Source organism: Streptomyces humi (genome assembly GCF_001005085.2).
Classification (GTDB): Bacteria; Actinomycetota; Actinomycetes; order Streptomycetales; family Streptomycetaceae; genus Streptomyces; species Streptomyces humi.
Genome location: NZ_LBMU02000072.1, coordinates 19,192 through 33,000, shown reverse-complemented (window position 1 = coordinate 33,000; position 13,809 = coordinate 19,192). Strand labels below are relative to the sequence as shown.

The window sequence follows — 13,809 nt, the reverse complement described above, 5'->3', positions numbered from 1 at the left end:
CTCCCCCGGCCGCCCTCCTCCGCTCTCAGCCCGGCGCCCCCGAGGAGAACCGTCTCAGCAGCGGCGACAGCACCAGCACCGACTTGGTCCGCTCCACGAACGGCTCACCGGCGATCCGCTCCAGCACCCGCTCGAAGTGCCGCATGTCCGACGCGAACACCTGCACGACCGCGTCGGCCTCACCGGTGACCGTCGACGCGGCCACCACCTCCTGGTACCGCTCGAGACCCCGCTGGATGGTCTCCGGAGACGTGTTGCGCCGGCAGTAGATCTCGACGAAACCCTCGGTCTCCCAGCCGAGGGCCGCCGGATCGACGCGTACGGTGAATCCCGTGATCGCCCCCGTCGCGCGCAGCCGGTCCACGCGCCGTTTCACGGCGGGCGCGGACAGGCCGACCAGTTGCCCGATGTCCGCGTAGGAGCGGCGGGCGTCCTCGGCGAGGGCGTGCACGATGCGTTCGTCGAGATCGTTCAGCAAGGGGTCGTTCAGCTCTCAGGCGGTGCAGGACGGGGCGGTGCAGGACGGGGCGGCGGACGGCCGTACACGAAGTAGAACACGGTCCCGACCGCCGACCGAACACCGAAGGATTCGCCCACCCGACGCGCCCCGCAGAGGGGCGGCGGCTAGCTCCAGCTCGCGTGCAGCGGCTTGCCCTCCGCGTAGCCGGCCGCGCTCTGGATCCCCACGATCGCCTTCTCGGCGAACTCCTCCAGGGACCCCGCACCGGCGTACGTGCAGGACGACCGGACACCCGCGACGATCGAGTCGATCAGGTCCTCGACGCCCGGCCGGGCCGGGTCGAGGAACATCCGGGACGTCGAGATGCCCTCCTCGAAGAGCCCCTTGCGGGCCCGGTCGTAGGCCGACTCGTCGGACGTGCGGTTGCGCACCGCCCGCGCCGAGGCCATGCCGAACGACTCCTTGTACAGCCGTCCGTCGGCCGCCTGCTGGAGGTCGCCCGGCGACTCGTAGGTCCCCGCGAACCAGGAGCCGACCATCACGTTGGACGCGCCCGCGGCCAGCGCCATGGCGACGTCACGCGGGTGCCGGACACCGCCGTCGGCCCAGACGTGCTTGCCGTACTTCCGCGCCTCCGCGGCGCATTCCAGGACCGCCGAGAACTGCGGCCGGCCCACGCCGGTCATCATGCGGGTGGTGCACATCGCGCCGGGGCCCACCCCGACCTTGACGATGTCGGCGCCCGCGTCGATCAGGTCCTTGACGCCCTCGGCGGAGACGATGTTGCCGGCCGCGATCGGGACCTGCGGGTCGAGGTCGCGGACCAGCTTGATCGCGCTGATCATCGACTCCTGGTGACCGTGCGCGGTGTCGATGACCAGCGTGTCGACGCCCGCGTCGAGCAGTTGCTTCGCCTTGCCCGCGAAGTCGCCGTTGATGCCGACGGCGGCGGCGACGCGCAGCCTGCCGTTCGCGTCGGTGGCCGGGGTGTACAGGGTGGCGCGCAGGGCGCCCTTTCGCGTGAGGATGCCGGCGAGCTTGCCGTCGCCGTCGACGGCCGGGGCGTACCGGCGGTTGGCGGCGTCCAGCTTGTTGAACGCCTCGCGCGGGTCGATGTCCGCGTCGAGCAGCAGCAGGTCGCGGGACATGACCTCGGCGAGCTGGGTGAAGCGGTCGACACCGCTGAGGTCCCGGTCGGTGACGACGCCGACGGGGCGGCCGTCCTCGTCGACGACGACACCGGCGTTGTGCGCCCGCTTGGGCAGCAGGGCCAGCGCGTCGGCGACGGTCTGGTGCGGGGCGAGCACGATCGGGGTGTCGAGGACCAGGTGACGGCTCTTCACCCAGGTGATGACATCGGTGACCACGTCGATGGGGATGTCCTGCGGTATCACCACGAGTCCGCCGCGCCGGGCCACCGTCTCGGCCATCCGGCGGCCCGCGATCGCGGTCATGTTGGCGACGACCAGCGGGATCGTGGTGCCCGTGCCGTCCGGCGAGTCGAGGTCCACGGCCTGACGCGAGCCGACCGCGGAGCGGCTCGGCACCATGAAGACGTCGTCGTAGGTCAGGTCGTACGCGGGCTGGATGTCATTGAGGAAACGCACGTGCCGCACATCCCAGTCGATCAGAGGTGACCCCCGGACCGGCCGGCCAGGGGGAAGAGCACGTACTTCATTGTCCCATGGGCACCGGTATGTGATGCCCGGGACGAACATCCAGGCAGGTCAGAGGCGCTTCGGAGGAAGCTCCAAGGGTGTCAGCCGAGCGCCAGGGCCACGGTGAGCGCGGGTTCGCCCGCGGCCGCCTGGGTGAAGACGTCCTGGGCGACCCGCCATTCGTCCGGCCGGGTCCGCGCGTACTCCTGCCAGCCGGTGACGACGACGAGGAGCCCGCGGTCCACGGCCTCGGGCGGCCACACCGAGGGGTCGCGGAGGCTGTCCGCGAGGGCGTCCCAGTTCCGGCCGAACCAGTCGGGCAGGCCCAGCGCGGACACGGCGCGGTCCATGAGACCGGCCTTGTCCCCGACCCCGGCCAGGTCGAGCGTGACCAGCAGTGGACTCGTCGTCATCTCAGCACCGTCCGGAAGGAGTTGGGGCAGACACCGCGGGCAGACACCGGGGTAGTAGATCCCACCGTCCGGCCCGGTGACAACGCGCCCCCCGGAGGGTTCACCGGGGCGCCGCGGGAAGGTCGTCCAGGAAGTCGTCGGACGGCACGAAGAAGAGCGTGCCGGTGACCGCCCTGGAGAAGTCGAGGATCCGGTCGTGGGTGGCGTCCTCGGTGCCGAGGAACATGTTGCGCAGCATGCGTTCGGTGACGTCCGGGGTACGGGCGTACCCGATGAAGTAGGTGCCGAACTCGCCGCGGCCCGGGCTGCCGAAGGGCATGTTGTCGCGCAGGATCTTCAGCTCCCCGCCGTCCGGTCCGGTGACCGTGTTCAGGTCCTTGTGGGAGGCGGGCGCGTCCAGTTCGATGTTGGTGGCCTTGGTCCGGCCGATGATCCGTTCCTGGGTCTCGACCGGCAGGGCGTTCCAGGCGTCCAGGTCGTGGACGTACTTCTGCACGATCACATAGCTGCCGCCGGCGTGCGCGGGATCCTCGGCGCCGACCAGCACGGCACGCCGGGCGGCGGCCCCGACCGGGTTCTCGGTGCCGTCGACGAAGCCCAGCAGGTCGCGGGCGTCGAGGTACTTGAAGCCCTGCACCTCGTCCTCGACGGTGACCGCGCCCCGCAGCCGGTGCATGAGTTCGGCGGCGAGCCCGAAGCACAGGTCGAACCGGGTGGCCCGGATGTGGAACAGCAGATCGCCGGGGGTGGCGACCGCGGTGTGCCGAGGGCCCTCCAGTCGCTGGAAGGGGTGCAGGCCCGCCGGGCGCGGGTGGTCGAACAGGCGGTCCCAGACGTCGGAGCCGATGCCCGCCACGCAGCTCAGGGCGGCTTCCGGGGCGCCGAACCCGAAGCTGCGCTCCAGCCCGCGCAGGTCGCCCAGCACGTCCCGGGCCGCCTCCTCGCCACCGGGGCGCACCGTGACCACGAGGAAGATCGCGGCGGTGGTCAGCGGGCTGAGCACCGGCTGCGGTCCGGCTCCCGGCTCGGGTTGGGGATCAGTGGTCAACGCGTCCTCCCGGTGCGATCGGCGCTCGGCCTGTCGTGCACATCCTCGGGGCTGACGGCCGCCGGCCCCGGGGAGACGCCCCCGCGGCGGGTCACGACGGCCGGATCCCGTTCCCGGATTCTTTCACCTCACGGGAATAGACAGACCTGTCTATGTGGTTGAGCTGGGCAGATAGACAGACCGGTCTACTCATCGCGAAGGATCCCGATGAACCACCTCGCCTCCCCCGAGCGAACCGAGCGAACCGAGCGAGCCAGGGCGGCGCGCAAGCCGATCCCGCCCCGCGCGGCGTTCTACGTGCTCGCCTCCGTCGTCGTCTCCTTCCTCGCCGCGTCCAGCGCGCCCACCCCGCTCTACGCGACCTACCAGGCCGAGTGGGGCTTCTCCCCGATCACCACCACCGTCGTCTTCGGCGTCTACGCGATCGCCGTCCTCTCCGGCCTGCTGGTCCTCGGCAAGCTGTCCGACCACGTCGGCCGCCGCCCGGTACTGATCGCCTCGATCGCCGCCCAGGCCGCCGCGATGGTGCTGTTCGCCACCGCCTCGGGCGTCGGCGAACTGCTCGCCGGCCGGATCGTGCAGGGCCTGTCGACCGGTGCCGCGCTCGGCGCGATCGGCGCCGGGATGATGGACATCAACCGCTCCCGCGGCACGCTCGCGAACGCCCTCGCCCCCGGTCTCGGCACCGCGACGGGCGCCCTGGTCAGCGGATTCGTCGTGCAGTACCTGCCCGCCCCGACCCACACGATCTACCTCGGGCTGCTCGCCGTGTTCGCGGCCCAGGCCGTCGCCATAGCCCTGATCGACGAGACCGTCACCCGCGAGCGCGGCGCGCTGGCCAGCCTGGTGCCCGAGATCAGGCTCCCGCGCGCGGTCCGCGGTGCCGTCCTGGCGACCGCCCCCGTCATGTTCGCCGTCTGGGCGCTGGCCGGGTTCTACGGTTCCCTCGGCCCGGCCCTGGTCCGCACGCTGGTCGGCTCCACGTCGGCCGTCTACGGTGGCCTCGGCCTCTTCGTGCTGGCGATCGTGGCGGCGAGCTCGGTCCTCGCCCTGCGCAACGCCTCGGCGACCACCGTCATGTACACCGGCGTCGCGGCGCTCGTCACCGGGGTGACGCTCACCCTGGTGGCCGTCGCCCAGGGCCTGCCCGCGCTGTTCTTCGTCGGCACCGCCGTGGCCGGCCTCGGGTTCGGCAGCGGCTTCCAGGGCGGCATCCGCACCGTGATGCCGCTGACCAGGCCGCACGAGAGCTCGGGCGTGCTGTCCCTGTTGTTCGTCGTCTCCTACCTGGGCATGGGCGCCCCCTCCGTGCTCGCCGGTGTGCTGGTGGTGCACGGTGGCGGTCTGGTCCCCACCTCCGAGGAGTACGGCGCGGTGGTCATCGCCCTGGCCCTGCTGGCCCTGGCCGCCCTGCCGCTGCGCGGGAGGCCGCAGGGCACGCCGGGCGTGCTGGTGGCCTCCGGCGGTTCCCCGGCCGTCGAGGCGGAGCCCGCCCGCGCCTCCCGGTGACCGAACAGACCGGTCTGGTCGGTCCTACGATGGCGGAGCAGAGAAGGGTTGAGCGGCATGACGAAGACGTCGAGCGCCATGACACCGAGTGCCAAGGCTCCCACGGCCCGGGAGCGGCTGCTCGCGGCGGCGAACGAGCTGTTCTACGCGGAGGGCGTGCAGACGGTCGGGATCGACCGGATCATCGAGCACGCCGGGGTAGCCAAGGCCTCGCTGTACAACACCTTCGGCGGCAAGGAACAGCTCATCCGCGCCTACCTCGACTCCCGGCACGTCCGGCTGACCGAGCGGCTGCTGCGCGCCGTCGAAGCCGCCGAGGACCCACGGGACCGGCTGCTGGCCGTCTTCGACGCGCAGGTCGAACTGTTCGCCCAGCAGACCTACCACGGCTGCGCCTTCGTGGCGGCGAGCGCGGAGGCCAAGCACGGCAGCGCCATCGAGGAGGCCTCCGACACCTCCCGCGCCTGGATCCGCGCGCTCTTCACCGACCTCGCCCGGGAGGCCGGCGTCCCGGATCCCGAGGCACTGGCCCGCCAGCTCCACCTGCTGTACGACGGGGGCGGGGTCTCCGCGCGGATGGACCGGGACCCGTCGGCGGGCGCCGTCGCCCGGGAGGCGGCCGGCGTGCTGATCGACGCGGCGCTGTCGAAGCGGCCCTGAGAACCCCCACAAGCGGCCCTGAGACCCCCCACGGGCCGCGGACCGGCCTCCGCCGGGACCCGGACCGGACAACACAGGAGCGCCGCGGCAGCGTTGTCACCTCGCTGCCGCGGCGCTCGTGCGCACGCCGACGGGACCTCAGAGGCCGTCCGGGTCCGCGCGGTTCAGCGCCGGCTTCGGGGTGGTACCCGCCGTCATCAGGTAGTCCGCGGCCGAGGTGTCGGTGACCAGGCTGGTGACCAGTCCCGACCTGAGCACCGCGTCGATCGCGGCCGCCTTGCGCTGGCCGCCCGCGATCGCGACGACCTCGGGGATCCGGCGCAGCTGGTCGGCCTTGACCGTGATGCACCGTTCCCCCAGGTCGCGTCCGACCCGGCGGCCGTCGGCGTCGAAGAGGTGCGCGGCCATCTCGGCGGCGACACCGAGCGTGGCGTAGTGCGCGCGCTCCTCGTCGCTGAGCATGTCGTGCACGGTCGAGATACCGGGCTCCCAGGAGCCGATGGAGACACAGGCGACCGTGACCTTGTCGAAGTACTCGAAGGCCCGCGCGATCCCGGTCTGGTTGCGCAGCGCGGCCGCGGTGGCCGCGTCCGGCAGCAGCATCGGCGCGTAGATGGGGTGGGCGTCACCCCCCGACACCTGGGCGGCCCGCCGCACGGCCTCCACCGAGCCGCGCTCGGAGGTCCCCGCGTCGTACACGCCCGTCAGCTGCACCACCGTGCACGGCGGCAGCCGGTCCAGCGCCGCCGCCATGTGGATCGTGGACCGGCCCCAGGCGAGGCCGAGCACGTCCCCCTCGTCGACGAGTTCGCCGAGCAGGTCGGCGGCCACCTCGCCGAGGTTCTCGGGGTCGGGGGTCTCCTCCGCCTCGGCCGGGGACTCGACCACGACTGCGTGCCGCAGGCCGTAGCGGGCGCGGAGCGCGTCGGAGCGCTCGGCGTCCAGCTCGGCCGGCACCCGGATCTCGATGCGTACGAGATCCCTTTCGAGGGCAGTCTCCAGGACACGCGCCACCTTGAAGCGGCTGACGCCGAACTCCTCAGCGATCTGGATCTTGGACTTGCCCTCGAGATAGAAGCGGCGGGCCATGGCCGCCGCCTGCACCAGCTCTGCGGGTCCCATCCGCATGGCTGACCGGCCCGCCGACATACCCGACACGGCCATCTCCTCACTGCTGTTCACACTCTGGATACGCCGTTCATCCTTGCAGATCCGGCGCACTTGATCAGCCCTGATCGGAGCCGTTCACGTTCCCGTACCTCAGTGGTCGCACGCCCACGACGCCTGGGCGGTGGCCGTCTCCGCCTGGGTGCGCAGTGCACGTACCGCCTCTGCCGGGTCGTTTGCCCCGTACACCGCGGAACCTGCCACGAAAACGTCGGCTCCCGCGTCCGCGCACCTTTCGATCGTCGATGCCGAGACTCCGCCGTCGACCTGGAGCCAGAGTTCCAGTCCGTGCTTGCCGATCAGCTCCCGGGTGCGGCGGATCTTCGGCAGCATGATGTCGAGGAAGGCCTGACCGCCGAAACCGGGCTCCACGGTCATGATGAGCAGCATGTCCAGCTCGGGGAGCAGGTCCTCGTACGGCTCGATGGGCGTCGCGGGCCTGAGCGCCATGGAGGCGCGGGCGCCCTTCGCCCGGATCTCGCGCGCGAGCCGCACGGGTGCGGCGGCCGCCTCCACGTGGAAGGTGACGGAAGAAGCACCCGCTTCGACGTACTGGGGAGCCCAGCGATCGGGAGCCTCGATCATCAGATGGCAGTCCAGCGGGGTGTCCGTAGCACGGGCCAGGGACTCTACGACCGGCACGCCGAGCGTGAGGTTCGGGACGAAGTGGTTGTCCATGACGTCGACGTGGAGCCAGTCGGCGCCTTCGACCGCCTTCGCCTCGTCCGCGAGGCGGGCGAAGTCGGCGGACAGGATGCTGGGGTTGATCTGCACGGCCATGCCCCAAGCGTGCCATGCCCTGACGGGGTGGGCCGAGTGGGGTTGCGGGTGGTTGCGGTTGCGGGTCCCGTGGGGGCGGGTGGGGGTTGCTCGCGCAGTTCCTCCCCCAGCCTTCGGCCGGGGGACCCCCAGCGCCCCTCCTTACGGGGCGTCTCAGCCGGTCCTGCGGATCAGCGCCAGGTACATCGCGTCGGTGCCGTGCAGGTGCGGCCACAGCTGCACGTCCGGCCCCTCGCCCAGCTCCGGCACCCCCGGCAGCAGCGGCCGCGCGTCCAGCAGTTCGGTCTCCGGCCGCTGCTTGAGAACGTCCTGCACGACCGCGCGCGTCTCCGCGAGGTGCGGGGAACAGGTGGCGTAGCCGACCACACCGCCCACCCGGACCGAGTCGATCGCGGTGCGCAGCAGGGCACGCTGGAGCGGGGCGAAGTTGTCGAGGTCCTCGGGGCGGCGGCGCCACCGTGCCTCGGGGCGGCGGCGCAACGCGCCCAGACCCGTGCACGGGACGTCCATCAGGACCCGGTCGAAGGTGCCGGGCTGCCACGGCGGCCTGGTGCCGTCGGCGGCGATGACCTGGTACGGGCCCGGGTTGCCGTGCAGCGCCCTGGCGACCAGACCGGCCCGGTGCGGCTGCTTCTCCGAGGCGAGCAGCGAAGCCCCGCGTTCGGCGGCGAGCGCGGCCAGCAGTGCGGCCTTGCCACCGGGTCCGGCGCAGCCGTCCAGCCACTTCTCGTCCCGCCCCTCGACCGGCGCGTCGGCGAGCGCGCGGGCCACCAGCTGGCTGCCCTCGTCCTGGACCCCGGCCCGGCCCTCCTGGACGGCCGGGACGGCACCGGGCTCGCCGCCCTCGGCGAGCCGCACGGCGTACGGCGACCAGCGCCCCGGCACCGCCGCTTCCTCGCGGAGCAGTTCCTCGGTGGTGGCCCGCCCCGGCCGGGCGACCAGCGTCACCTCGGGCCGTTCGTTGTCGGCGGCCAGGAGTTCCTCGATCCCGGCGCGGCCGCCGCCCAGGGAGTCCCAGAGCGCGGAGACGACCCAGCGCGGGTGCGAGTGCACGACAGCGAGGTGGTCCTCGGGATCCTCGTCATAAGGGGGCGCGACCCGGGCGATCCACCCCTCCAGGTCGTCCTGGGCGACCTTGCGGAGCACCGCGTTGACGAATTTGGCCCGGCCGTCGCCCAGCACCACACGGGCGAGTTCCACGGAGGCGGAGACGGCGGCGTGGCTGGGGATCCGGGTGCCCAGCAACTGGTGCGCTCCGAGGCTGAGCACGTCCAGGACCGGCGGGTCGACCTCGCGCAACGGCCGGTCCACGCACGCGGCGATGATCGCGTCGTAGGTCCCCTGCCGGCGCAGCGTCCCGTACACCAGCTCGGTGGCGAGCGCGGCGTCCCGCCCGTCGAACTTCTCGGGCCCCTCCTTCTCCCGGGCCTTGCGCAGCAGCGGCGGCAGCACGAGGTTGGCGTACGCGTCCCGCTCGTCCACGGCACGCAGCGCCTCGAAGGCGAGGATGCGGACGGGGTCCTTCTGGGGACGGCGGTAGGGCTTGGCGGGTCTGCGCGGCCGCCGGGACTGCTCGCTCACGAAAAAGGTGCTCCGGGTACGGGAATGGTGCGGCCTTCCAGCGTACGCCGGGCACGTCGGAAAGCCGCCGCCGGGAAACAGCCGGGAGGACGGGCGCTCAGCCGCCGAGGGTCTCCCCGGGGCCGATCCGCACGCCGCGCGCCCAGTCGGCCGCCCGCATCGGCTTCTTGCCCTGCGCCTGCACCCACAGCAGTTCCACGGCGTACGACGCGGTCCCCACGTGCACGCTGTTCTTGCCGACGGCGATCTCGGCCGGCGCGAGACCGGTCCGCTCGGGCACCGGCGCGACCTGGATCAGCTTCAGCCGCTCACCGCGGAAGGTGGTCCAGGCACCGGGGGCCGGGGTGCAGCCCCGCACCACCCGGTCGACGCGCAGCGCGGGCGTCGACCACTCGACCCTGGCGTCCTCGACGGTGATCTTCGGGGCGAGGGTGATGCCGTCGGCGGGCTGCGGTACGGCCTTGAGCGTGCCGTCCTCGATGCCGTCCATGGTGGCGGCGAGCAGCCCGGACCCGGCGAAGGCGAGCCGCGTCAGCAGGTCACCGCTGGTGTCGGTGGGACGGATCTCCTCGGTGACGGTGCCGTAGACGGGCCCCGAGTCCAGGCCCTCCTCGATGAGGAAGGTGGACGCGCCCGTGATCTCGTCCCCCGCCATGATGGAGTGCTGGACGGGTGCCGCCCCGCGCCAGGCGGGCAGCAGCGAGAAGTGCAGGTTGACCCAGCCGTGGACCGGCACGTCGAGGGCGACGCGCGGCAGCAGGGCCCCGTAGGCCACCACCGGGCAGCAGTCCGGCGCGATGGCCCGCAGCCGCTCCAGGAACTCCGGGTCGCGCGGCTTCGCCGGGCGCAGCACCTCGATCCCGGCCTCCTGCGCCCGCTCGGCCACGGGCGAGGCGACCAGCCTGCGCCCCCGTCCGGCCGGCGCGTCGGGCCGCGTGACCACGGCGGCCACCTCGTGCCGGCCGGAGGCGATGAGCGCGTCCAGGGCGGGAACGGCGACTTCGGGGGTACCGGCGAAGACGAGCTTCATGGGGGACTGGGGGCCTCTCGGACGACACCAACACGGGCGACGCACCAGTCTATGGCCCCGGTCGGGAGGCGGGAGAGCGCGGTGGTGCGGGACGCCCCGCACGGCGTACGCATATGCCCATACGCCCCCACACCGTGACCAGCGGAGCGCCCACGCGTTGGTCAAGAGAGAGTTGACCACACCGGGCCGCACGCGCGGCCCATTCCTTTCAACGCCGGTTCGAGAGGCTTGTTCATGGCCGACCACGCAACCCACGACGCCCAGGCCCGGGCCAGCCTGCACTTGTTGGTGCGGGACATCGAGCGGGTCCGCCGGCAGGTGGACGCACTGCGTACGCTCACCGCCCAGTTGGGCAACGTGTACCGCCCACGCCGCTCCGGCCCGTCCACGGGCTTCGTCGTCTACGGACGTGCCCCCGCCCCGACGGTCCGGCTCGCCCAGGAGCTCCGGGACAGCGTCGAAACCCTGGTCACGGCCGCCGTGGACTTCGACCGCTCACTGGGCTTCTCGTGGGACGCGGTGGGCTCCGCGCTCGGAGTCACCAAGCAGGCGGTGCACCGCCGTTACGGCGCCCGCCGCGCCACGGCCCAGACCGCGGCGGTCCCCGAGACCGAGCGGCCGACGGAGCCCTCGGGCACCCGCACGCTCAACGTGGGCCCCGGCCTGCCCACCGTGCCCACGGTTCCGGCCGCCCGCTCCATGCCGACCCAGCCCACCGCGGGCAGCCCCACCCTGCGTGACGAGGCCAGGCCGACCGCCTTCCCCGGCCCGCGCAACGGCTGACGCACCCGGCGCGAGACACCCGCCACGGCTGACCGCAAGGGCTCACCCGCCCGCCCTCCGCCCTCCCGGCAAGCACCCGGGAGGGCAGCCGTCCACCAGGCCGCCCCTCCTTGGCAACCCGATCTCGCCACCCGGCTTCGTCACCCGACGCCAACTCCCCGACGCCAACTCCCCGACGTCCGCTCCGCGCTGTTGGCTCCCTGACGTCGGCTCCCCGATGCCGCGGCTCCTCGATCTCGCCCCGGTCGCGTCCCCGACCTCGCCACCCGGCCCCATCACCCGGCCCCATCACCCGGTCCCATCACCCGGTCCCGCCACCCCGTTTCGCCGCCCGGTGTCACCGCCCCGTCTCGCCCCGGCCTCATCACCCGGTCACGTCGCCCGATCTCGCCATCCGGCCTCGCACCCCGGTCCCACCGCCCCGTCTCGTCACCCGATGTCCGGGGGGTCGATCCGTACCCGTACCGCCGTCTCCCCGCTCCCCCGTGCCATCCGGGCCGCCTGGGCGGACTTCAGGGCGGCCGCCAGCGCCGCGCCGCTTCCCGGGGGTACCCGTAGCAGCGCCCGCTCCCAGTGCTCCCCGGGTGGTGGCGCGCCCGCCCGCCGGGGCGCCCCGGCCCGCACAACGGGGAGAGGGACCGGTCCCAACAGCTCGGCTTCCGGGGGCAGTTCGGCCGTACCGAGGAACTCACCCAGCGCCTGCGCGGTCCCCGACACCGCCGCCATCCGGGACACCGGCGGAAAGCCCAGCTCGGCCCGCTCGGCCAGTTCGCGCACCGCGTGCCCGACCGGATCCCACCGCACCAGCGCCTGCACGGGCCGCAGCGTCGGCTCCGCGACGACGACCACGGTGCCCCCTTCCCCCTGCGGCCGTACCAGCGCCCCGGCCGCCAGCCACCGGCGCAGCGCGTCCTCGCCGGCCCGCAGGTCCGGCCGCCCGAGCATGGCCCAGCCGTCCAGCAGAAGGGCCGCCGCGTAGCCGCCTTCGGCGACCGGTTCGGCGCCCGGGGTGCTCACGACCAGCGCCGGGGTCCCCGGCACGGTGTCCAGCACGTGTTCCCGCCCCGAGGTCCGCACCGGCACGGCGGGAAAGGCGCGCCCCAGTTCCTCCGCGGTCCGCCGCGCCCCGACCACCTGGGCACGCAGCCGGAAGCCACCGCACGCCGGGCAGTGCCAGTCGCTCTCCTCACGCCCGCACCACCCGCACCGCAGCGCGCCCGCGTCCTGCGCCTCCAGCGGCCCGGCACAGTGCCGGCAGCGCGCCGGTTCCCGGCAGCGGGCGCAGGCCATCCGCGGGACGTAGCCGCGCCGCGGCACCTGGACCAGCACCGGCCCGTGCCGCAGTCCGTCCCGGACGGCCTGCCAGGCGAGGGTCGGCAGCCGGGCGGCCCGCGCGGCCTCGTCCCGGGCGAGGTCGCCGTCCCCGACGGTCCGGACCAGGGGCGCGGTCCGCCGGACCTGCTCCCGGCCGGCCACCAGGGGCCGCGCCCAGCCGTTCTCGACCAGTTGCGCGGCTTCGACCGTGCAGCTCCAGCCCCCGAGCAGGAAGCCGCACCCGTCGAGCGCCGCGCGCAGCAGCAGCACGTCCCTTGCGTGCGGCTGGGGGGCGTGCGGCTCGCTGTGACTGTCGTCCCCGTCGTCCCAGATGGCGACGAGTCCCAGGTTCCGTACCGGTGCGAACATGGCGGCCCGCGTCCCCACCACGGCCCGCACCGACCCGCGGCTGACCGCGAGCCACTGTGCGTACCGCTTCTCGGGCCCGGCGTCGGCCGTGAGCAGCGCGTGCCGCCCCGCACCGAGCAGGCCGATGAGCGCCGCGTCGACCCGGGCGGCGGCCCGCCCGTCCGGTACGACGACCAGCGCGCCGCGCCCCGAGGCGAGCGTGGCGGCGGCGGCCCGGGCGATCTCCTCGCTCCAGCCCGGGCCGGGCAGGGTGCTCCACACGGCACGCGGTGCGCCCCCGGCGGCCAGCGACTCGATGAACGCGGGCCCGTACTCGTACCGCGCCCAGGAGCCGGGGCCCGGCGCCGGGGGCGGCGGCAGCGGTTCCGGCGAGGGCCGCTTCTCCGCCCGTGCGCTGCGCGGTGGCACGGCGAGCTGGAGCACGTCGGCGAGGCTGCCCGCGTAGCGGTCGGCGACGGCCCGCGTCAGCCGCAGCAGTTCCTCGCCCAGCACCGGCTCGGGCGAGACGACCTGGGCCAGCGCGGCCAGCGGTCCGGAGTAGTCGGACTCGGCGAGCCGCTCGACCAGGAAGCCGTCGATGAGGCCCCCGCCCTCCCGGCGGCCGTCCCGCACCCGGTGCCGGCCCGCCCCGAACCGGACCCGCACCCGCACTCCGGGCTGCGCTTCGGCGTCCAGCTCGGCGGGGACGGCGTAGTCGAAGTACCGGTCGAGATGCAGGACCCCCTTGTCCACCAGCACCCGCGCCACCGGCAGCCGTTCGGCGAGCGCGGCGCCCCGCCAGGTCCGCGGCTTGGCCCGGGGCACCTTGGCGCCCCGCACGCTCTCCCGGATGAGCGCGAGCTGCTCCGGGGGCGCCCCTTCGGCGCCCTCGCCCCCCTGCCCGTTCTCGCTGCTCACGCTTGCATTCTTACCAAACGCCGCTGACAACGGCCGGGCCGCGGGACGCCCCTCCGCCTGCGCCGCGACCGTCATTCACATACATGTCCATAGGTTCAACCCATTGACCCGGAAGATCAGCTTCCCTAATGTGCCCATCT

General features: G+C 73.5%; 12 protein-coding genes. 3 read left to right on the top strand and 9 right to left on the bottom strand.

Annotated features, from left to right (window positions below; all coding sequences use genetic code 11):
• Positions 1–25: 25 nt before the first annotated feature.
• The 4 genes from AAW13_RS29505 to AAW13_RS29490 form a co-directional block, all read right to left on the bottom strand.
• Complete coding sequence (locus tag AAW13_RS29505; protein WP_046726552.1) at positions 26–478, bottom strand: Lrp/AsnC family transcriptional regulator; 453 nt, start codon at positions 476–478, stop codon at positions 26–28.
• Positions 479–624: 146 nt separating this feature from the next.
• The gene (locus tag AAW13_RS29500) at positions 625–2,067 is read right to left on the bottom strand and encodes a GuaB1 family IMP dehydrogenase-related protein (protein WP_046726553.1); all 1,443 of its coding nucleotides are present in this window, start codon (positions 2,065–2,067) and stop codon (positions 625–627) included.
• Positions 2,068–2,219: 152 nt separating this feature from the next.
• Positions 2,220–2,531 carry a barstar family protein gene (locus AAW13_RS29495; RefSeq protein WP_046726554.1) on the bottom strand — a complete coding sequence of 104 codons (312 nt, stop codon included), beginning with the start codon at positions 2,529–2,531 and terminating at the stop codon, positions 2,220–2,222.
• Positions 2,532–2,631: 100 nt separating this feature from the next.
• The gene (locus AAW13_RS29490; protein WP_046726555.1) at positions 2,632–3,579 is read right to left on the bottom strand and encodes a Dyp-type peroxidase; all 948 of its coding nucleotides are present in this window, start codon (positions 3,577–3,579) and stop codon (positions 2,632–2,634) included.
• A 207-nt stretch (positions 3,580–3,786) separates the two neighbouring features.
• Between AAW13_RS29490 and AAW13_RS29485 the strand changes: the two genes are divergently transcribed.
• Together AAW13_RS29485 and AAW13_RS29480 are read left to right on the top strand one after the other, a co-directional pair.
• Positions 3,787–5,088, top strand: coding sequence for an MFS transporter (locus AAW13_RS29485; RefSeq protein WP_079179015.1), 1,302 nt, complete (start codon positions 3,787–3,789; stop codon positions 5,086–5,088).
• Between the two features lie 57 nt (positions 5,089–5,145).
• Positions 5,146–5,748 (top strand): TetR/AcrR family transcriptional regulator, encoded by a 603-nt coding sequence (locus AAW13_RS29480; RefSeq protein ID WP_079179014.1) that lies wholly within the window; start codon positions 5,146–5,148, stop codon positions 5,746–5,748.
• A 138-nt stretch (positions 5,749–5,886) separates the two neighbouring features.
• Here the strand turns inward: AAW13_RS29480 and AAW13_RS29475 are convergent, their stop codons facing one another.
• The 4 genes from AAW13_RS29475 to fmt form a co-directional block, all read right to left on the bottom strand.
• Positions 5,887–6,930 (bottom strand): sugar-binding transcriptional regulator, encoded by a 1,044-nt coding sequence (locus tag AAW13_RS29475; protein WP_046726556.1) that lies wholly within the window; start codon positions 6,928–6,930, stop codon positions 5,887–5,889.
• A 78-nt stretch (positions 6,931–7,008) separates the two neighbouring features.
• Entirely contained in the window at positions 7,009–7,695 is a 687-nt protein-coding gene (gene rpe, locus AAW13_RS29470) for a ribulose-phosphate 3-epimerase (RefSeq protein WP_046726557.1), read from the bottom strand.
• A 153-nt stretch (positions 7,696–7,848) separates the two neighbouring features.
• Entirely contained in the window at positions 7,849–9,276 is a 1,428-nt protein-coding gene (locus AAW13_RS29465) for an RsmB/NOP family class I SAM-dependent RNA methyltransferase (protein WP_046726558.1), read from the bottom strand.
• 97 nt (positions 9,277–9,373) lie between these two features.
• The gene (gene fmt, locus AAW13_RS29460) at positions 9,374–10,306 is read right to left on the bottom strand and encodes a methionyl-tRNA formyltransferase (RefSeq protein WP_046726559.1); all 933 of its coding nucleotides are present in this window, start codon (positions 10,304–10,306) and stop codon (positions 9,374–9,376) included.
• A gap of 234 nt (positions 10,307–10,540) precedes the next feature.
• Between fmt and AAW13_RS29455 the strand changes: the two genes are divergently transcribed.
• Positions 10,541–11,089 (top strand): hypothetical protein, encoded by a 549-nt coding sequence (locus AAW13_RS29455; protein WP_046726560.1) that lies wholly within the window; start codon positions 10,541–10,543, stop codon positions 11,087–11,089.
• A 429-nt stretch (positions 11,090–11,518) separates the two neighbouring features.
• On the opposite strand, the gene AAW13_RS29450 is transcribed toward AAW13_RS29455, so the two are convergent.
• Positions 11,519–13,669 carry a primosomal protein N' gene (locus AAW13_RS29450; RefSeq protein ID WP_046726561.1) on the bottom strand — a complete coding sequence of 717 codons (2,151 nt, stop codon included), beginning with the start codon at positions 13,667–13,669 and terminating at the stop codon, positions 11,519–11,521.
• Positions 13,670–13,809: the final 140 nt, after the last annotated feature.

Coding starts and splice junctions, on each gene's coding strand:
- AAW13_RS29485 (WP_079179015.1), top strand. CDS start 3,787: ATGAACCACCTCGCCTCCCCCGAGCGAACCGAGCGAACCGAGCGAGCC.
- AAW13_RS29480 (WP_079179014.1), top strand. CDS start 5,146: ATGACGAAGACGTCGAGCGCCATGACACCGAGTGCCAAGGCTCCCACG.
- rpe (WP_046726557.1), bottom strand. CDS start 7,695: ATGGCCGTGCAGATCAACCCCAGCATCCTGTCCGCCGACTTCGCCCGC.
- fmt (WP_046726559.1), bottom strand. CDS start 10,306: ATGAAGCTCGTCTTCGCCGGTACCCCCGAAGTCGCCGTTCCCGCCCTG.
- AAW13_RS29455 (WP_046726560.1), top strand. CDS start 10,541: ATGGCCGACCACGCAACCCACGACGCCCAGGCCCGGGCCAGCCTGCAC.
- AAW13_RS29495 (WP_046726554.1), bottom strand. CDS start 2,531: ATGACGACGAGTCCACTGCTGGTCACGCTCGACCTGGCCGGGGTCGGG.